The 19,067-nt window shown below is 68.7% G+C and carries 15 protein-coding genes; 7 read left to right on the top strand and 8 right to left on the bottom strand.

The window, feature by feature from the left end; translation table 11 throughout:
* Positions 1–9 precede the first annotated feature (9 nt).
* Together AC792_RS11935 and AC792_RS11930 are read right to left on the bottom strand one after the other, a co-directional pair.
* Positions 10–270, bottom strand: a complete 261-nt coding sequence (locus AC792_RS11935; RefSeq protein WP_049830732.1) for a GlsB/YeaQ/YmgE family stress response membrane protein — start codon at positions 268–270, stop codon at positions 10–12.
* Positions 271–910: 640 nt separating this feature from the next.
* Positions 911–1,402: a winged helix-turn-helix domain-containing protein gene (locus tag AC792_RS11930; protein ID WP_160317642.1), complete on the bottom strand. Its 492-nt coding sequence runs from the start codon at positions 1,400–1,402 to the stop codon at positions 911–913.
* A 292-nt stretch (positions 1,403–1,694) separates the two neighbouring features.
* Between AC792_RS11930 and AC792_RS16530 the strand changes: the two genes are divergently transcribed.
* Entirely contained in the window at positions 1,695–1,865 is a 171-nt protein-coding gene (locus AC792_RS16530) for a CsbD family protein (RefSeq protein WP_082177701.1), read from the top strand.
* A 291-nt stretch (positions 1,866–2,156) separates the two neighbouring features.
* The gene (locus AC792_RS11925) at positions 2,157–2,903 is read left to right on the top strand and encodes a hypothetical protein (RefSeq protein ID WP_152916181.1); all 747 of its coding nucleotides are present in this window, start codon (positions 2,157–2,159) and stop codon (positions 2,901–2,903) included.
* Positions 2,904–4,606: 1,703 nt separating this feature from the next.
* On the opposite strand, the gene AC792_RS11920 is transcribed toward AC792_RS11925, so the two are convergent.
* Together AC792_RS11920 and AC792_RS11915 are read right to left on the bottom strand one after the other, a co-directional pair.
* Positions 4,607–5,188 (bottom strand): TetR/AcrR family transcriptional regulator, encoded by a 582-nt coding sequence (locus AC792_RS11920; protein WP_049830729.1) that lies wholly within the window; start codon positions 5,186–5,188, stop codon positions 4,607–4,609.
* Positions 5,185–6,690: an MFS transporter gene (locus AC792_RS11915; protein ID WP_049830728.1), complete on the bottom strand. Its 1,506-nt coding sequence runs from the start codon at positions 6,688–6,690 to the stop codon at positions 5,185–5,187. The genes AC792_RS11920 and AC792_RS11915 overlap by 4 nt, the downstream gene beginning before the upstream one ends.
* A 190-nt stretch (positions 6,691–6,880) precedes the next feature.
* On the opposite strand from AC792_RS11915, the gene AC792_RS11910 reads away from it, so the two are divergent.
* The gene (locus AC792_RS11910) at positions 6,881–7,147 is read left to right on the top strand and encodes a hypothetical protein (protein ID WP_049830727.1); all 267 of its coding nucleotides are present in this window, start codon (positions 6,881–6,883) and stop codon (positions 7,145–7,147) included.
* A gap of 657 nt (positions 7,148–7,804) precedes the next feature.
* Here the strand turns inward: AC792_RS11910 and AC792_RS11905 are convergent.
* Entirely contained in the window at positions 7,805–8,653 is an 849-nt protein-coding gene (locus AC792_RS11905) for an HpcH/HpaI aldolase/citrate lyase family protein (protein ID WP_049830726.1), read from the bottom strand.
* Between the two features lie 108 nt (positions 8,654–8,761).
* Positions 8,762–9,670 carry an NmrA family NAD(P)-binding protein gene (locus tag AC792_RS11900; RefSeq protein WP_049830725.1) on the bottom strand — a complete coding sequence of 303 codons (909 nt, stop codon included), beginning with the start codon at positions 9,668–9,670 and terminating at the stop codon, positions 8,762–8,764.
* A 380-nt stretch (positions 9,671–10,050) separates the two neighbouring features.
* On the opposite strand from AC792_RS11900, the gene AC792_RS11895 reads away from it, so the two are divergent.
* On the top strand, positions 10,051–13,299 hold the full coding sequence (locus AC792_RS11895; protein WP_326948142.1) for a glycosyl hydrolase family 65 protein: 3,249 nt from the start codon (positions 10,051–10,053) through the stop codon (positions 13,297–13,299).
* 19 nt (positions 13,300–13,318) lie between these two features.
* Here AC792_RS11895 and AC792_RS11890 read toward each other — a convergent pair whose 3' ends face one another.
* Entirely contained in the window at positions 13,319–13,651 is a 333-nt protein-coding gene (locus AC792_RS11890) for an L-rhamnose mutarotase (RefSeq protein ID WP_049830724.1), read from the bottom strand.
* Between the two features lie 58 nt (positions 13,652–13,709).
* Positions 13,710–14,741, bottom strand: a complete 1,032-nt coding sequence (locus AC792_RS11885; RefSeq protein WP_049830845.1) for a LacI family DNA-binding transcriptional regulator — start codon at positions 14,739–14,741, stop codon at positions 13,710–13,712.
* A 171-nt stretch (positions 14,742–14,912) separates the two neighbouring features.
* Between AC792_RS11885 and rhaI the strand changes: the two genes are divergently transcribed.
* The 3 genes from rhaI to AC792_RS11870 form a co-directional block, all read left to right on the top strand.
* A complete protein-coding gene (gene rhaI, locus AC792_RS11880; protein ID WP_049830723.1) occupies positions 14,913–16,079 on the top strand; it encodes an L-rhamnose isomerase in 1,167 nt (388 codons plus the stop codon).
* Positions 16,076–18,199 carry a bifunctional rhamnulose-1-phosphate aldolase/short-chain dehydrogenase gene (locus AC792_RS11875; protein WP_049830722.1) on the top strand — a complete coding sequence of 708 codons (2,124 nt, stop codon included), beginning with the start codon at positions 16,076–16,078 and terminating at the stop codon, positions 18,197–18,199. Before rhaI ends, AC792_RS11875 begins: the two co-directional genes overlap by 4 nt.
* A 1-nt stretch (position 18,200) precedes the next feature.
* Positions 18,201–19,067: FGGY family carbohydrate kinase (locus tag AC792_RS11870; RefSeq protein ID WP_268753379.1), on the top strand; the 867-nt coding region annotated here is incomplete at its 3' end.

Here is a 19,067-nt window from a genome sequence, read left to right as displayed (position 1 = left end):
CTGCAGTACTCAGCGGGTGACGCGGCGGCGACCGGCGAGCGTCTCGGCGACGCCGATCAACAGTACGGCCGCGATGACCGAGACGATGAATCCGAAGATGTTCAGCTCGAAGATGTCGCCCGTGCCGAGAAGGCTCGCGACCGAGCCGCCGATGATGGATCCCACGAGCCCCAGCAGCAGCGTGGCGAGAAGGCCCAGGTTCTGCTTCCCCGGTTTGATGAGGCGTGCAAGTGCGCCGATGATGAGGCCGGCGATGATGAATCCGATCATGAGGTGTCTCCTGGTAGGTCGATGAACAGCGGGAAGCTGGTGTCGAACGGTTGTAACCTGTCTGCGCCCGTTTCTATTGCCTGCCCCGGGATCCCCGCCCGGACGAGAGGAGCCACTGCACGGCTGGGCGAGGCGCGATCAGATCCTGTCGGCCTCCACGGGCATGAGCCATGGCTACGCGAATCCCCTACTCGGTTCTCCTCGGGGGCGTACGGCGAGCTCGCCTCTTCGAAGGCCATGATCACGGATGCCCGATGGTCCCTGCAGCATCCTCGTCGAGCCATGCGGTATCTGCTTTGCCCAAGCCTGCAGCCATAGCCGTTTCCCTCCAGGACGTCAGCCCTGTCAACGCCTTCTGGACGGTCTCAGTGGATGGGAAACTTCTCGGGACAGTCCGAAGTCGTCGTCGGTTCGGATGAGGGAACATGTGTCGACTTCAGTCGTCGAGCGGTCGACGGGGCTGTCGGCCATTGGAGGACAGGGCGTCGTGTTCACCACTCCGTGCTGATGCTCCCGAGTACGGGCGGCGTCGTGTTGCCGGTCCCGTAGTTCGACATGAGCATCCATCCCTGCGGGAACATGCCAGGAAGGTCTTGCTCCTGGGTGAGCTCTGCTACTCATGATCCGGACGAGGCGGTTCTCAGGTCAGGCGTCGTCGGACGTCGTCGAGGACCGTGGAGAGATAGCCCTGGACGATGCGGGCCTCCTCACCACCGAGATGAGTGGCGGCGTCGATGACGCTTGCCCGTAATGATTCGACAGGATGCCGCCGTTCCCAATCCTTCATCGCCGGTGCCGGCGTGAGATGAACCCCTCTGCGATCACGCGTGGCACGACGGCGCTGGAGATATCCCTCGTTCTCGAGCCTGTCGATGATCGCCGTCGTCGTGGCGGAGGTCAGCCCCAGGTGTGCCGCAACGTCTTTGGGACTCACCGTGCGTTCGTCCTTCCACTCCTGGGACAGATACTCCAGAGCAGCCATGTCCTTGTCATTGAGGTGCATGGCGTCCCGGTGCTCCCGGTATCCCCGATCGGTGAGCTGACGCAACTGGCGCAGGGTGTCCACCATGGTCTCGACGTGCTCGAGCGGGTTCGATCGGGAGCGAGCCCGATCATCGTCGCACTCACTCATCTTTGCCTCACCTTCCATGACCGTCCTGAGGACCAGACGTCAGCTGACGTCAACGAACCAGCCTGTCACACAATGATAACAAGAGTACTTATTACTAAAATAATGACTAAAAAGAATACCTAGTTTGTAGATTTTCGAGTGAGTCTGTATGGTCTGGTAGAGGTGATGGATACATCGATCAAGGAGTTCGGCGACACACCAGCCGCCAGATCTCGGAGATGATCCCTCATCCCTGGATGACAGCAGTGCACCGACCCGATCCATCAGCAACATCTACACGAAGGAACACGCCATGGGACTGGACGACAAGATCAAGAACGCCGCCGAGAAGGTCGCCGGAAAAGCCAAGGAGGCCTACGGGGATGCGACCGATAACGAGCGTCTCCAGGCGGAAGGGCAGGCCGAACAGTCCGAGGGCAACCTCAAGGACGCCGGCGAGAACGTGAAGGACGCGTTCAAATAACCATCCCCGGGCAACCACCTGGTATTACCCCTTACTACCAGGTGGTCCAGGTCAGGCGGAGGTCGGGGACCACCCGACACCACCCCCACGCTGTCGGGTGGTCCCTGACGCCTGCTCGACCACATCTGCCCCCACCTGCACCAGGCGAGCCGGGACAGCCCTCCGGAGTTCTCCTCGAGACCCGCGCAGCCCTCGCACGCCCGCATGGATACGCATCAATACCCTTACTCACATCATCCCCGCGTACCCTTCATCCACCGGGGATGACCTCCACCTCTTTCAGGAGCTCCCATGCCCAGCACCACACCCTCGAAGGCCGGTCGCGCTTCGTCCCACGAAGTCTCCGTAACACCGAGGACCTCATGGAAAGAAGCCGCTTTCGGCGACGACCGACCCGGTAGCCTCCGCAACATCTCCTGGGGAGCGGTGATCGCCGGCGTCGTCACGTTCCTGGCCCTGACCATCCTGCTCTCCCTCATCACCGCGACCCTCGGTCTGGGTCTGGCGGACCTGGATTCAGGTAATCCCGGCGAGGGCGTCGGAATCGCCACCGGAATCTCCTCCATCATCACCCTGGCCCTCGCCCTGGCCGCCGGCGGATACGTCGCCGGCGCCCTCTCGGCCCGCAGCGGCCTCATCCACGGCTTCCTCACCTGGGCCACGTCCCTGCTGGCCATCGTGGTACTCGCCGGCCTGCTGGTCGGCAATGTCCTGGGCGCCGCCGGCAGCATCCTCGGATCCACCGCCTCCACCGTCAGTGACGCCGTGACGCAGAACCCCCAGCAGGCCGCCGACGCCGCTCCTGACGTCAGCGCCGCAGAAGCCAGCCAGGCAGCCTCCGACGCACAGGACGAGGTGGCCCGAACCGCACAGGAGAACGCCCCCGAAGCCGAAGAAGCAGCCGACACCGCGGCCGCAGGGACCCTGTGGACCTTCTTCGGCCTCCTGATCGGCGCAGTCGTGGCCTCCTTCACCGGACTCCTCGGATCACGCTCCGTCAGCACTTCACGCATCGACGAGCACACCACCCGCAAGTAACCCGACGACATACTCCTGCTGGACGAAGAGGCAGATACGTCGCTCACACCACGAGCCCTGTTTCCGGCAACGGAAACAGGGCTCGTGCCATCTCTCACGGGCGATGTGCTCCTCGAGCTCCACCCGCTCCATGCCACTGACCACCGGATCCTCGACCACACCGGTCGGTGTCATGAAACCCGGCCCGGGACCCATGAACCGATCCCACGCTCCACCACACAGCAGACCCCTCCACCCCGGTGAGGACGGCATCATCCCCATCCGGCGCGATCCTGCAGCGCTCCTCGACGAACGCGGAGAATTCGCCCTGGGAGCACTGGACGGCCGAGTTGACGCAGGGAATCGTCTCCCACGGGGTGTGAGCACGACCTGCACCGTCCTCGACGGCGCCGATCCGGCGGTGGTGATACTTCATGGACTCGCCGGTGGCAGCCGGGAATTCCTCTCCTGACACCCACACTCCACCGGCCGAGAAGTCGTCCTCGTGGGCCACTCTCGGGGACCGCCCTCCTGCGTCTGCGTGGGTCGCGAACGTCGAAGAACGCGACGATGGTTCGTGGCCGCGGTTCGATGCGGGCGTGATGGCCCGGGCGATCACCGTCATCATGGGACCCTGCTGGGAGGAATGGACGAGTATCACCGCCCCGACCCCGGCCCTCTACGCCGAACACGGCATGTTCACCGACGAGCAGACGATCCCGTTCACCCACCGCGGCACGAGGACAACCGTGCCGAACCCGCCGACGTCTCCCACGACGCACACCTCGGCGCCCTCACCCGATGGATCAACACCCCACCTTCATCGACGCACGCTGAACCGCGCTTCCGCTGGACCACTCGTCATGAGTCACTCGGTCCCGTCTCCGGCGGGTCCCGCCTGCACGGGTCAAGCTTCGGACGATGAGCAGAGGTACCGTCACCGTCGTCCGAACGCTTGATGTGACCATGGTCGTGATAGTCGCCGTGGAAGCCACGGCAGAACTCGGTGGCTTCCACGGCCGTCGTTTCCGGGGTACTCGAAATTGTCCTCACACAGTTCGGATTCGGTCGGGGTGTACAGGCGCCCCGGAGGAGGTGGGCGTCGTGTGATGTGGGCGCCAGGGATCCGTGAACCACCTGTCACTGCGACGACGGCCCCTCAGGCGATGTTCCGACTCCAGGGAGCGACGCCTCCGAGGACACCGACCGGTAGTACCGCTCTGAGCAGCTTTGCCGGATGCAGACACGAGCATCATCGACCGAGCTGTCGCGCGTGGTCCCCGTCGGGGTGCTCGAGCTCGACCCCGCCGTGTGCGGGAAAACAACGAGAACGGTGTGAAGAACGGCCGAACGACCGCAGAAGAGTCTGCGGTCGTACGCACGGCGGACCCGGACGTGTTCCTCGACCGGTCGAGGCCGGCTCCGGCCGGCGCTCCTACTGGCTTATGGCATCGTCGGTCCGATCATCTTCTGGCTGGTCGCACCACCGGGACCGGGAGTACGACAACCCCACCTGGCCCTGGAGCGGACGGCGATTTTTCGCACAGTCGTCGTAAGGGTCGTGATGGTGGTCGTCGACGGGTCGGTGGAAGCCCAACCGAGCAGGCTGCGGCTCGCGGGCTCGGACCTGACGCGACCACCGAGGCTCGCCCACATTCCCGTCCGCCCACCTCATCGTGTTGCAAGGGTGGTCGGGAGTCCGAGCCCCGCGGCGCTCGGTGGGCTCAGATCCCACCCGGAACGGCGGTGACCAGGTCGAGGAGGGCGCCGCGAGCCACGGCGAGCTCATCGGGCGTGAGGTAGGGGGAGACCGTGGAGGCCGCGGCCAAGCCCTCGGCTGCATGACGGACCACCAGGTAGCGCGCCGCAGGGAGCCCGTCCTCGCCGAAGAACCGGCGCCAGTACTCGGCGTCCTGGCGCACCAGGGCCTGCGCACCGGGGACGGTGAGAAGGGCGTTGAGCAGTGCGGTCGGCGAGAACAGGGCCGCGGCTCTCGGGCTGTCTCCGCAGAGCGTCCGGACATAGGCCCGGGTACGCCGACCAGGGGTTGTGTCAGCAGGGTCGAGGTGCCGCTCGACCTCGTCGATCAGCTCCTGCAGGCCCCGCTCGGCAACAGCGAGGAGCAGCGCCTCCCGCGAGGGGAAGTGGTGCAGGAGCCCGCTCTTGGAGACACCTGCCCGCTGGGCGATGCCGGCGACGCTCACTGCCAGGCCTTGTACCGCGATCATCCGTTCCGCGGCTTCCAGGATCTGCGCCCTCGTCCGGTCACGATCACGCAGGGGGCGAACCCCCCGGCTGCCGCTCACGTGGCGTCCTCATCGGCGGCGATGACCCGTAGGGCGATGACGCCCCCCACGACGAGGAGCACGGCGGCGCACACGGAGGTCAGCTGCATACCGACAGTGAACGCCTCCTGGGCCCGAGAGAGGACCTCCGAGCTCGGGGGCAGGACGTCCGAGGCCCTCGCGAGGGACTCGCGGACTGCGTCGACGTCCTTTGCGGGCACGCCGTCGAGATCCAGCTGTGAGCGGTAGAAGGCCATCTGCAGGGACCCCAGGACCGCGATACCGAGGGCCGTGCCGAGTTCGTACCCGGTCTCGGAGATCGCCGATGCGGCTCCGGCCCGTTCGCGAGGTACCGCCGCGACGACGGCGTCGGTGGCGAGCGTCATCGACACCCCGACGCCGAGCCCGAGGGCGACGAGTGACAGGGCGATGCCGGCATACGTCGAGAAGCCCTCCGTCACCACCAGGGCTCCCATACCGGCACCCGCGACGAGGAGGGCACCGCCGATGGCGCGTCCACGACCGAGACGGCGTGCGAGCAGGCCCACGACGGCGACAGCCGTCACGGAGGCGACGGTCGAGGGCAGCTGGTGGATGCCCGCCTCCAGCGGTGAGAGTCCGCGGACCAGCTGCAGGTACTGCGAGAAGAAGAACAGCAGCCCGATGAACGCGAAGACGCCCAGTGAGTTCGCGAGTATCGCCCCCGTGAACGCGGGGACGCGGAACAACGTGAGATCGATCAGCGGGGTGCGGAGATGACGCTGGCGCCGGACGAAGGCGACGCCCGCGACCACACCGAGCACCGCCGAGGCGGGCACGGACCACTCCAGACCGTGTCCGGCGAGGGGCTTGACGGCGTACACCACCGGGACGATCGCCGTGACGGACAGTCCGGCCGAGAGCAGATCGATCGCGGCGCGATCCCGACCCCGCGACTCCTCGAGCAGGAAGACACCTGCGACGAGGATCACGACGATGATCGGCACGTTGATCATGAAGACCGAGCCCCACCGGAAGTGCTCGAGCAGCGCGCCGCCGACGAGGGGGCCTGCCGCGGCCCCGCCTGAGGCCCCTGCCGCCCAGACGGCAATGGCCGTGGTGCGCTGCCGCGGGTTGCGGAATGTGGCCCGCACGAGGGAGAGCGTCGAGGGCATCAACGTCGACCCCGCAACGCCGAGCAGGGCCCGAGCCATGATGAGCACCTCCGGGCTCGGCGCGAAAGCCGCCAGCACCGACGCCGCACCGAAGCAGGCGGCCCCGATCAACAGCAGTCGCTTACGTCCGACCCGGTCGGCCACATTCCCCATCGTGACGAGGAGGCCCGCGAGGGCGAAGGAGTAGATGTCCCCGATCCATAGGACCTGGGTGCTCGTCGGTCGCAGATCCTCGCTGATCGAGGGTACGGCGAGCGCCAGAACGGTTCCGTCGACCGATAACAGCCCGACCGCCAGCGTGAGGACGCCGAGCGATGCCCACTCCTTCGTCGTGGCTCTGGTGGCCGCTTGCTCTTCGACATTGTTCATGCGAGGAATCTAACAGACCAAATGGTCTGTTGAGTCAAGTGTCGTTGGTACTCCGAAGCGGACCTCGTGAAAACCTGTGGAGAAGACCCTCCATGACTGAGCAGTCCCCGACGTCCACCCTCCGACTTGTCGAGCTCGAGCCGTACGACCGCATGGACCGGCTTGCCTGCACGGCCGACGCGGACTTGAGTTGTTCTTCATCGATGCCGGTCATCACGGGGACGGAGTTGGCGGCGGCGCCCGGGAAGCGATCGGGGCCCGCTACCCCGGCACCCGGGTATGGGAGACGAATACCCCCCACTTCGAGCAGCGCAACATCCACTTCTACGTCAACCGGTGCGGGTTTCGCATCGCCGAGTTCTTCCACCCCGGCCACCAACCACCGATGCGCAGCCACACCCACCACCCGGGCCCTGACCGCTCCTTCCGCTTCGAAAAAGTGATGCTGGGGTGCTAGGTATGGTGCACGGTAGAAGCACAACTGCTGGTAACACCAGAACCAGCAGCGCAGTCACACCGACCCCGCTGCTGCGAGAACATGGTGTTCCCGGGTAGAGGCGAACGCCTCGTGTCTGATGCCCGCCCACGCTGCCAATCCCTGCTTGTGTCGATCGTCCATCCCTCGGCGCTGCCGAACGCGTTCCGAGGGATGCCCACTGGTCGAGACCGGTCGCACGATCACATGCGATGGATGATCGGCGGATTGGATCGGTACTCTTCGAGCTTCGTGACTTCCGCAGACGTTCAAGGGCTCGGCTGTCCTGGAGAGTCGTGTCGTAGCAGAACGCTTCAGACTTCGTACCGCGAGGATCGTCCGAGGAATGCCGGTCGACGAAGGTATGTCGGAAACACCCGCGCGAGCACATCCGCCCGGGATGCGAAAGTGCAGCTCGACGCGTTCATCGCGGCAGGAGTACGGCAGGACTGCGGAAATGGGACTCCCTCACCGATGTGGTTCCAGGGAGCCGGATCACGCTCGAGCATCACATGATTCCCGGAGAGCGGTGGGCCGTGGACGCGTGCACCCCGTCGTTCGCTTGACGGCCGTGCCGCTCCGCGTGGTGGAGCCCGGAGTCCGCCCCTGCGCAGACGACCCAGAGGATCGCCGGCGGGGTCAGGCGTTCCAGAGCCCGTAGGAGTCCGCGAGCGAGGAGATCTTCTGGGCGCGGGCCAGACGGGGAAGGTAGGAGCCGTCGCCCACGATGGCGCCCGCCTCGTGCTCCCGCAGGAGCTCCGACGCCCACTTGATCTCGGAATCGCTCGGGGACAACCCCCGGTTGATGGTGTCCGTTGCATCCGTCAGCAGGCACAGCTTGCCGGTCATCCCCATGGACGCGGTGACCTTGCACGCCTCCAGCAGGGTGTCGCCGAGCGCCCCCACGGTGGGGCCGTCGATCGGCCCGGGCAGCTGTCCCACGCGGGATGCGACGACGAGCTTGGCGCGCGCGTAGGCGAGCGCCATGGGCTCGTCCGAGGCTCCCGTGTCACGGCGGAAGTCACCCACGCCGAACGCGAGACGGAAGGTGCCGGGGGCGCTGGCGATCGCCGTCGCGTTCTCGATGCCCAGGGCGGACTCGATCAGGGCCAGCACGGGGGTACCGGCCGTGAGTCGCATGGCCGTGTGGGTGACCTGCTCCGGCTTCTCGGTCATGGCGAGCATCACCCCGCGCAGGCCCGGGGCCTTGGAGAGCGCGGCGAGATCGTCCGCCCAGTAGTCCGTCTCGATCCCGTTGACCCGCACCCACGCCGTCATTCCCGTGGAGAGCGCCTCGACCACGCGCTCGCGGGCCTCCGCCTTGCCGCCGGCGGGTACGGCGTCCTCCATGTCGAAGACCACGGAGTCCGCCTCGGAGGTCAGGGCCGGGATGAAGTTGTCCTCGGACGCCGCGGAGGCCAGCAGCCAGGATCGGGAGAGCTTGGCGGGAAGCGCAGCAGCGCGGCTGTTTCTGAGGGAGGAGGCCATGGTCAAACAGTACTGAGGCCGCGCCGGTATTGCCCAACGACGACGGACGCCGGACGGACCGGGGCTGCGACGCGTCGGTCTCGCTCCCCGCAGCGCGGGGTGCCGGGCTCAGCCCTGTGCGGCCAGATGGGCGCCGATGACGTCGCGCACGGTGGTCCACTCCCACCGTCCGTACCGCTCGTTGTCCACATGGCGCAGCTGGGCCTGGCCGCTGAACATGCTGACGAAGTACTGCATGCCCTGCCAGGCCGGGAAGGGCTCGGCCGTGGTCCTCGAGAACCGCCGCATGAGATTGCTCATGGCCGCGAGGGATCCCGTGGTACCCGCCCACTGCAGGCCGAAGGGCGTTCCCGTCAGCTCACCCATGATGCGCGCGACGTCGCGGGCGGTCACACGATCCCCCGCGATCTCGACCACGCGGGGGGCGTCCTCGTCCAGCGCCACGCGTGCGGTGACGGCGGCGGCGTCGTCCTTGGTGGTGAAATCGAGGACCTGGTCCGCCGACGACCAGAACAGCACGCGCCGCCGGGCGAACAGGATCATGGGCGCCTGACCGGTGAGCATGTCCGTGAAGGCGCCGTTGAGGATCGAGGTGGCGCGGACGGGAGCGGCGTCGAGATCCGCCGCGAACTGCCGGCGGAGCTCGAAGTTCCGGTTGCTGCCCAGCGCGATCCGTCGGTAGTCCGCCGAGTAGTCGGAGGGGATGAACCGCGGCACCCCGGCGCGGACGGCGGCCGCGAGCAGGGCACGCTGGGCGTCGAGGATCACGTCCTGGGTCCCGTTCACCGCGGACACCACCGCGTCCGCGCCCAGCAGGGCTGAGGTGAGCGCCACCGGATCCGTGTAGGCGGCCTCGACGACGTCCACGCGGTCCCGGCGGGGCCCGCAAAGCACGGCGGCACGGGACCCGCCGGGACGGGGGGGCACCCGCACCCGGGTGTCGTGGAGGAGGAGTTCACGGACGATGCGCTCACCGAGATCTCCGGTGGCACCGGCTACCAGGACTGTCGTGGTCATGGGGTGTTCCTTCGTGGTGGCGGCGGCTGCGGGGAGCGGAGGGGTGACGGTGGGGTCCGCGCGGCACCGCGTCACAGCCCCTGCCGGGAGTCTAGCCGCGGAACACACCGACCCGTGCGGTCTCACACGAACACCCTCCGCCGCGTGCGCCCGTAACAGGGCACCGGGAGCACCCGCTCCGGAGGTCCCGGAGGATAGGATGGGGTCGGTCCCGACGCAAGGTGCGGCTCGGGCCGACCGGATGTCGACAGCCGGATGTCACAGGCGGTCCTCGACCCGCCCGGTTCCCGGTCCTGTCCGGTGAACCGGAGCCGGATCGTCCTCCTGGCCGGGGCCGGACCGTCGTCGCCCCTCCCCGCGAACCCGAAAGCTGCCGCCCCGTGCCGTCATCTCCCCTCTCGAGCCGCCTCGCACCGCTCGAGGCGCTCCTCTTCGATCTCGACGGCGTACTCACGCCCACCGCCGAGGTGCACATGCGGGCCTGGTCACAGCTGTTCGACGACCACGCGGTCACCGCGGAATCCGGGGCCTACACGGACAGCGACTACTTCACGTACATCGACGGACGCCCCCGCTACGACGGCGTGCGCGCGTTCCTGGCCTCACGCGGTGTGTCGCTGCCGGCGGGCCTCCCGGACGACCCACCGGACCGCGAGACCGTCTGCGGACTGGGCAACCGGAAGAACGCCGTGTTCAACCGCACGCTGCGCGAGGAGGGCGTCACCGCGTACCCGGGCTCCGTGGCACTCCTCGACGCGGCCGTGGCCCACGGCCTCCAGATCGCCGTGGTCACGAGCTCGCGCAACGGCGTCGCCGTCCTCGAGGCCGCGGACCTCCGGCACCGGTTCACGGTGGTGGTGGACGGCCTCGTCGCCGCCGAACGCGGCATGGCGGGCAAACCCGCCCCGGACACCTACGCCTATGCGGCGGAGCTCCCCGGCCCCCCGGCCGCCGCCTGCGCGGTGATCGAGGACGCCCCGCCGGGGGGGAGTCGGGCCGGGCCGGCGGCTTCGGCCTCGTGGTCGGGGTGGATCGCGGCGTGGGCGCCGAGACCCTGCTCAGCCATGGCGCCGACGTCGTCGTCGACGACCTCGGCGAGTTCGTTCCCCTCCTCCCTGCAGCCCCCACCTCCTAGTCCGGGATCGCACTCCATGAATCTGATCACCTCCGATCCACTCGACCGCAGTCACTTCCCCGTGGACGAGTGGGCGCTCGTCGAGGCGGAGTTCGACCCCGCGCTCCAGGGCCGCAACGAGACCCTGTTCTGCGTGGGCAACGGTTACCTCGGACTCCGCGGCAATCTCGACGAGGGCCGCGACGCGTACGCGTCCGGGAGCTTCATCAACGGGTTCCACGAGACGTGGCCCATCCAGCACGCGGAGGAGGCGTTCGGTTTCGCGCGCGTGGGGCAGACCATCGTCAACGTCCCCGACGCCAAGATCATCCGCCTGTACATCGACGACGAGGCGTTCGTGCTGACGGAGGCGGACATCCTCCGCCATTCGCGGCGGTTGGACTTCGCCGACGGCGTCCTGGTCCGTGAGCTCGAATGGCGTACGCCCTCGGGCAAGCACGTCCTGGTCCGCTCACGCCGCCTGGTCTCCTTCACGGACCGTCACCTGGCCGTCATCGACTACGAGGTCGAGATGCTCGACGCCGAGGCGTCCGTGCTCATCTCCAGCCAGATCCTCAACCGGCAGGACGCCGTGGACGAGTACCATGTGGCAGCCGTCGCGGAGCAGGGGGCCTTCGACCCGCGCAGGGCGGAGTCCTTCCGCGACCGGGTCCTCCAGCCGCGGCTCAAGTGCCTCGAGGACTCCCGCTACCTCCTCGGTTACAGCACCACCAACTCCACGATGACCATCGCGTGCGCGGTGGAGCACCGGCTCGTCACGAACAACGAGTGGCAGGAGGACTCCTTCCTCGAGGACGACCTCGCGAAGCACGTCTACCGGATCAAGGCGAAGCCGGGACGCCCTGTGCGGCTCGTCAAGCACATCTCGTACCACACCTCCAGCGGCGTCCCGGTGCGGGAGCTCGCCGACCGCTGCCGCCGCACGCTCGACCGCGCCCGCGAGACGCCCCTGGACGAGCAGTACCGGAAGCAGCGTGCGTGGCTGAACGACTTCTGGGCGCGCTCCGACGTCGAGGTGGAGGACCAGCCCGCCGTCCAGCAGGCCGTGCGGTGGAACCTGTTCCAGCTCGCGCAGGCCACCGCGCGGACCGACGGCGGGGGCGTCGCCGCGAAGGGCGTCACCGGGTCCGGGTACGGGGGCCACTACTTCTGGGACACGGAGGTGTACGTGCTGCCGTTCCTCAGCTACACCGCACCGGTGGTGGCACGCAACGCCCTGCGCTTCCGCCAGAGCATGCTCGAACCGGCGCGCGCCCGTGCCGCCGAGCTCAACCAGCACGGGGCGCTGTTCCCGTGGCGCACCATCAACGGCCAGGAGTCCTCGGCCTACTACGCCGCCAGTACCGCGCAGTACCACATCGACGCCGACATCTCCTACGCCCTGATGCAGTACGTGGCCGCCACCGGCGACGAGGACTTCCTGACCCGCGGGGCGATCGACATCCTCGTCGAGACTGCGCGCATGTGGGCCGACCTCGGCTTCTGGCGCAGCAACGGGGACGACAACTTCCACATCCACGGGGTGACCGGACCCGACGAGTACACCACCGTGGTGAACGACAACCTCTACACCAATGTGATGGCACGGGCGAACCTCCGCTCGGCCGCCCGCGCCGTGGAACGGCTCCGGGCCGTCGACGCCGTCGCCCACGCCAGGATGGTCTCGCGCCTGCAGTTGCGTGAGGAGGAGCTCAGCGACTGGATACTGGCCGCCGACAAGATGCACATCCCCTTCGACGAGCGGGCCGGCATCCACCCCCAGGACGCGGCGTTCCTCGAGAAGGAGCTGTGGGACCTGGAGCACACGCCCGCGGACAAGCGTCCGCTGCTCCTGCACTACCACCCGCTCGTGATCTACCGCTTCCAGGTGCTCAAGCAGGCCGACGTCGTCCTCGCGCTGCACCTGATGGGCGACGAGTTCACCGCGGAGCAGAAGCGCTCGGACTTCGAGTACTACGAGGCCCTCACCACGGGGGACTCCACGCTCTCGGCCGTGGTGCAGTCGATCATCGCGTCCGAGGTGGGGTACCAGGACCTCGCCCTCAAGTACTTCGTGTCCTCGCTGTACGTGGATCTCGCCGACCTCCACCGGAACACCTCCGACGGCGTGCACGTCGCCTCGACCGGTGGGATCTGGAGCGCGATGGTGTACGGCTTCGGCGGCATGCGCGACCACGGCGGGCGCATCACCTTCGAGCCGCGTCTGCCCGAGACCTGGAGCCGCATCAGGTTCCGGGTGACCCTGCGCGGCACGCGGCTGCGCGCCGAGGTGACGCAGCAGGCGATCACCCTGACCGTGGAGGCCGGCGACGCCGTCGACGTCTCGGTCCACGGTGCTCCGGTGCACGTGCGCATGGATGCCCCGGTGACGGTTCCTCTCCCCCACCAGGGCCCGCGGCTGCGGGGCGCCCCGTCCACCAAGGACATCGCCGGGACGCGACGCGCGGACGGGTCGCTGATCACGGCGTCCATCCCACGGATCACCGTCCCGTAGGTCCTCGCGGGACCGCCGGTCAGCGTTCCAGCTGGTCCTCGAGGTGGAAGACCTCCTCGAGGCGGAGGAACCCCTCGTCGGGGCGACCGTCGAGGGCCACGAAGAACTCGCCCATCTCCGCCTGCCACCGGGCATTGACGTCGGTCGCGGCCATGGCGGCCTGGGCGGCCGCGAAGTCCTCGGACTCCACGTACCCGATCAGCAGACCGTCCGGGCGCAGGAACAGGGAGTAGTTGTGCCACCCCGTGTCCTTCAGCGCCCGGGCCATCTCCGGCCAGATCGCCCGGTGGCGCTCGCGGTACTCGGCGATGCGCTCGATCTTGACCTGCAGCTGGAAGCACACGCGTTCCATGGGGTTCCTTCCATGAGGGGGAGCGTGGAGATCTCCACGCCCAGTGGTCCAATTGACGTCAGCCGGCGGCCGTGATGAGCGCCGTCGTGCTGCCGCGTTCCACGAGCTCTGGGTGGAAGACCACCTGCCGCCGCGGTGAGTCCGGGTCCTCGATCTGCTCCAGCAGGAGCTCGACGGCGGTGCGCCCCATCAGCTCCGTGGGCTTGCGGACACTCGTCAGGGGCACCACGGTGGAGGTGGCGAAGTCGATGTCGTCGTAGCCGATCAGGGCGAGGTCCTCGGGGACGCGCAGGTCCCGGATCAGCAGCGCCGCCTGCATGACACCGATGGCCAGCAGATCGTTGGCGCAGAAGATGCCGTCGGGGAGCTCGGCGGGCGAGCGCCGGGCGACCACCTCGCCCACCTCCCGGCCCGCGAGGACGGTCATGTCCTCCGCCTCGAGCACCTCGAGCACGGCGCCCGCACACTCCCCGACCGCCTGCCGGGCACCGGTGAGGCGATCGGTCACCTGACGGTACCCGGCACGCGCACCCACGAAGACGATGCGGCGCCGGCCGGCGTCCAGCAGGTGCCGCACGGCCAGGTACCCGCCGGCGACGTCGTCCACGGACACCGAGCTGCACCGCGCCTGCGGGTCCACCCGGTCCACGAGCACCACGGGTGTGCCACGCCCGCGCAGCTCGTCGATCCGCACGCCGAGGTCGCCGACCGGCGAGACGAGCATCCCCTGCACCCGCTGCTGCTCGAAGACGTCGAGGTACCGCGCCTCCCGCCCGGGATCCTGCCCGCTGTCGCCCAGCACCACGGTGCTGCCGTTCTCGGCGGCGCAGTCCTCGGCCGCCCGGGCCAGCGAGGAGAAGAAGGGATTGCCGACGTCGAGCACGATCAGCCCGATGGTCCGGCTCTGGCCCGCGCGGAGCTGACGGGCGGCGTCGTTCCGCACGAAGCCCAGCTCGTCGATCGCGCTCTGCACGCGGGACCGGGTGGTGTCCGAGACCCGCGCGGGGTGGTTGAGCACGTTGGACACGGTGCCCACCGCCACCCCCGCGCGGTCGGCGACGTCCTTGATGCTGACCGGCCGACTGCTCATCGTCACCTCGGGATCCTGATGCGCCGCATGCAGGAATGCCTGCGGGACTGTTGACACTCGTTCAGGAGCAAGGATAGCTTTGAAACGTGCTAATGAAACGATTCAAAGCACATTCTCCTTCTTCCGGCTCGGCCGGGAGGAGGATCCACGACATATCGCGCCGGAGAGAACATGACTGTCATCGACGACATCGCCACGGAGCTGGACCAGCTCGCCATCGAAGTGCCCTCGTGGGCGTACGGCAACTCGGGAACCCGGTTCAAGGTCTTCGCCACCCCGGGCACGCCCCGCACGGTGCACGAGAAGATCGCCGACGCCGCCACGGTGCACGAGCTGACCGGCCTGGCACCCAGCGTGGCCCTGCACATCCCGTGGGACCGCGTGGACGACTACGGTGCACTGGCCTCCTACGCCGCCGATCACGGGATGAAGCTCGGCACCGTCAACAGCAACACGTTCCAGGACGACGATTACAAGTTCGGCAGCCTCACCCACAGCGACGCCATGGTGCGGAACAAGGCGATCGACCACATGTACGAGTGCATCGACATCATGGGCGTCACCGGGTCGCGTGACCTGAAGATCTGGCTCGCGGACGGCACCAACTACCCCGGTCAGGGCGACATGCGCTCCCGGCAGGACCGGCTCCAGGACTCCCTGCGGAAGGTCTACGACCGCCTCGGGGAGAACCAGCGCCTGGTGCTCGAGTACAAGTTCTTCGAGCCGGCGTTCTACCACACGGACGTCCCCGACTGGGGTACCTCCTACGCCCACTGCCTGCAGCTCGGCGAGAAGGCACTGGTGTGCCTGGACACCGGGCACCACGCCCCCGGCACCAACATCGAGTTCATCGTGGCGCAGCTGATCCGCCTCGGGAAGCTGGGCTCCTTCGACTTCAACTCGCGCTTCTACGCGGACGACGACCTGATCGTGGGATCCGCTGACCCGTTCCAGCTCTTCCGCATCATGGCCGAGGTGGTGCGCGGCGGCGGCCTGGACCCGGCGAACGGGATCGCCCTCATGCTGGACCAGTGCCACAACCTCGAGGAGAAGATCCCCGGGCAGATCCGCTCGGTGCTGAACGTGCAGGAGATGACGGCGCGTGCCCTGCTGATCGACCGCCCCGCACTGACCGCGGCGCAGGAGTCCGGCGACGTTCTCGGAGCGAACGCCCTGGTGATGGACGCCTTCTACACCGATGTGCGCCCCGGCCTCGCCGCCTGGCGCGAGGCGAAGGGCCTGCCGGCGGACCCGATGGACGCCTACCGCGCCAGCGGGTACCAGGACCGGATCAACACCGAACGACAGGGCGGTCGGCAGGCCGGATGGGGAGCATGAGCGTGAGCACAGGGCAGAAGAACGACGACGCCGGCCGGACCGTTTCCGAGCTGATCGAGCGCTCCAACCGGTTGGGTGCGGACAAGCGGAACACGAACTACGCCGGCGGCAACACCTCCGCCAAGGGCGTCGGCACCGATCCCGTGACGGGTGAGGACGTGGAGCTGCTCTGGGTCAAGGGCTCCGGCGGGGACCTCGGGACCCTGCAGGAGTCCGGGCTCGCCGTGCTGCGCCTGGACCGCATGCGGGCGCTCGCGGGTGTGTATCCGGGCGTGGAGCGCGAGGACGAGATGGTGGCGGCGTTCGACTACACGCTGCACGGCAAGGGCGGCGCCGCGCCGTCCATCGACACGGCCATGCATGGTCTCGTGGATGCCGCGCACGTGGACCACCTGCACCCGGACTCCGGCATCGCGATCGCGACGGCGGCCGACGGCGAGGCACTCACCGAGGCGATCTTCGGGTCCAGGGTTCTCTGGGTGCCCTGGCGCCGGCCCGGTTTCCAGCTCGGGCTCGACATCGCCGCCATCAGGCGGGCCCACCCGGAGGCCATCGGCACGATCCTCGGCGGTCACGGCATCACGGCCTGGGGGGACACCTCGGCCGAGGCCGAGGCGAACTCGCTGGAGATCATCGAGACCGCCGAACGCTACATCGCCGAGCACGGCACGTCCGAGCCCTTCGGTCCCCCTCTGGAGGGCTACGGGGCACTGCCCGAGGCCGAGCGCCGCGCGAAGGCCGCGGCCCTCGCCCCGACCATCCGCGGACTCGCCTCAACGGACAAGGCACAGGTGGGTCACTTCACGGACGATCCCCGCGTGCTCGACTTCCTCGCCTCCACCGAGCACCCGCGCCTCGGCGCCCTCGGCACCAGCTGCCCGGACCATTTCCTGCGCACCAAGGTGAAGCCGCTGGTCCTCGACCTCCCGGCGGACGCCGACGTGGAGAGCTGCCTGCTGCGCCTGCGCGAACTCCACGCGGAGTACCGGGCCGACTACGCCGCCTACTACGACCGCCACGCGCACGAGGGCCACGGCAGCCCCCTCGCCTCGCAAGCTCGGCCTGGGAACCCTGCTGACGCGGCTCCATCCCCCGCGATGCGCGGGGCGGACCCCGCGATCGTGCTGGTGCCCGGCGTCGGCATGTTCTCCTTCGGCGCGAACAAGCAGACCGCGCGGGTGGCCGGGGAGTTCTACCTCAACGCCATCAACGTGATGCGCGGCGCCGAGGCCGTCTCCACCTACTCCCCCATCGAGGAGAGCGAGAAGTTCCGCATCGAGTACTGGGCGCTCGAGGAGGCCAAGCTCGCGCGCATGCCCAGGCCGAAGTCCCACGCCGGGCGCGTCGCGCTCGTGACGGGAGCGGCCTCCGGCATCGGCAAGGCGATCGCCACCCGGCTCGCGGCCGAGGGTGCCTGCGTGGTGATCGCGGACCTGAACATCGACAGCGCCACCACGGTCGCCGAGGAGCTCGGCGGACCCGACGTCGCCGTCGGCGTGCAGGCGGACGTCACCGACCCCGCCCAGGTCCGGGCGGCCGTGGACGCCGCCGTCCTCGCCTTCGGCGGACTGGACCTCGTGGTCAACAACGCCGGGCTGTCCATCTCCAAGCCGCTGCTCGAGACCACGGAGAAGGACTGGGACCTGCAGCACGACGTCATGGCGAAGGGCTCCTTCCTGGTGTCGCAGGCCGCTGCCAAGGTATTGATCGAGCAGGACATGGGCGGGGACATCATCTACATCTCCTCGAAGAACTCCGTGTTCGCCGGCCCGAACAACATCGCCTACAGCGCCACGAAGGCGGACCAGGCGCACCAGGTCCGCCTGCTCGCCGCCGAACTCGGCGGGCACGGCGTGCGGGTCAACGGCATCAACCCCGACGGCGTGGTGCGCGGCTCCGGCATCTTCGCCGGGGGCTGGGGCGCCAAGCGCGCGGCGGTGTACGGGGTGGAGGAGGACAAGCTCGGCGAGTACTACGCCCAGCGCACCCTGCTCAAGCGCGAGGTGCTCCCCGAGCACGTGGCCAACGCCGTCGCCGTCCTCACCTCCGCCGAGCTCTCGCACACCACGGGGCTCCACGTGCCGGTGGACGCGGGCGTGGCCGCGGCGTTCCTGCGCTGACGTGGCGGACGTGTTCGCCGCCGTCGACATCGGCGCCTCCTCCGGGCGGGTGATCCTCGGGTCGACGACGGGCACCGGTACGCACCTGACGACGGTGCACCGGTTCCCCAATGGTGCGCAGATCCTGGATGGGGCGCTGCGCTGGGACGTCGAGGCCCTGGTCGCCGAGGTGGTGACCGGTCTCGGGAACGCCGCGGAGGCGGCGTCCGCGGCGGGGGACACCGTGGTGAGCATCGGCATCGACACCTGGGCGGTGGACTACGGGCTGGTGGACGACGCCGGGGCCCTGCGGTACCTGCCGTTCAGCTACCGGGACGGGCGGACGGCGGCGGGCGTCGACGCCGTCCATGCCGTCGTGCCCCCGGAGGAACTGTACGGACGGACCGGCCTGCAGTTCCTGCCGTTCAACACGCTGTACCAGCTGGCCGCCGACCCCTCGCTCACCGGCGTGCAGGCCCTGCTGGTCCCGGACCTGCTCGCGTACCGGCTGACGGGTGTGCGGCGGACCGGGGCCACGAACGCCTCCCCCACGGGGCTGCTGGGCGCCCGGCGGGGCGCCGGGGCGGGGGACCTGTTCCCCGCGCTCGGCCTGCCCGCGGAGCTCTTCCCGCCGCTGGTGGAACCGGGGGCCCCCAGCGGCCCGCGGCGGCCGGCCGTCGCCGCGGCCGCGGGACTGCCGGGGAGCACCGCCGTCGTCGCCGTCGGGTCGCACGACACCGCGTCGGCGGTGGCCGCCGTCCCGGCGGGGACGGAGCGCTTCGCGTACATCTCCTCGGGCACCTGGTCCCTGGTGGGGGTGGAACTCGACGTGCCAATCCTCACCGCGGGGAGCCGCGCGGCGAACTTCACGAACGAGCGCGGCGTGGAC

Origin of the sequence: Arthrobacter sp. RIT-PI-e (assembly GCF_001187915.1) — a bacterium.
Lineage (GTDB): Bacteria > Actinomycetota > Actinomycetes > Actinomycetales > Micrococcaceae > Arthrobacter_D.
Note: the sequence above shows the minus strand (reverse complement) of the source record. Positions and strands in the feature narration are given on the sequence as shown.

Excerpts from the sequence above, each read along its gene's own strand:
- AC792_RS11905 (WP_049830726.1), bottom strand. The coding sequence starts at position 8,653 with ATGGCCTCCTCCCTCAGAAACAGCCGCGCTGCTGCGCTTCCCGCCAAG.
- AC792_RS11900 (WP_049830725.1), bottom strand. The coding sequence starts at position 9,670 with ATGACCACGACAGTCCTGGTAGCCGGTGCCACCGGAGATCTCGGTGAG.
- AC792_RS11930 (WP_160317642.1), bottom strand. The coding sequence starts at position 1,402 with ATGAGTGAGTGCGACGATGATCGGGCTCGCTCCCGATCGAACCCGCTC.
- AC792_RS11875 (WP_049830722.1), top strand. The coding sequence starts at position 16,076 with ATGAGCGTGAGCACAGGGCAGAAGAACGACGACGCCGGCCGGACCGTT.
- AC792_RS11925 (WP_152916181.1), top strand. The coding sequence starts at position 2,157 with ATGCCCAGCACCACACCCTCGAAGGCCGGTCGCGCTTCGTCCCACGAA.
- rhaI (WP_049830723.1), top strand. The coding sequence starts at position 14,913 with ATGACTGTCATCGACGACATCGCCACGGAGCTGGACCAGCTCGCCATC.
- AC792_RS11915 (WP_049830728.1), bottom strand. The coding sequence starts at position 6,690 with ATGAACAATGTCGAAGAGCAAGCGGCCACCAGAGCCACGACGAAGGAG.
- AC792_RS11885 (WP_049830845.1), bottom strand. The coding sequence starts at position 14,741 with ATGAGCAGTCGGCCGGTCAGCATCAAGGACGTCGCCGACCGCGCGGGG.
- AC792_RS11890 (WP_049830724.1), bottom strand. The coding sequence starts at position 13,651 with ATGGAACGCGTGTGCTTCCAGCTGCAGGTCAAGATCGAGCGCATCGCC.
- AC792_RS11935 (WP_049830732.1), bottom strand. The coding sequence starts at position 270 with ATGATCGGATTCATCATCGCCGGCCTCATCATCGGCGCACTTGCACGC.
- AC792_RS16530 (WP_082177701.1), top strand. The coding sequence starts at position 1,695 with ATGGGACTGGACGACAAGATCAAGAACGCCGCCGAGAAGGTCGCCGGA.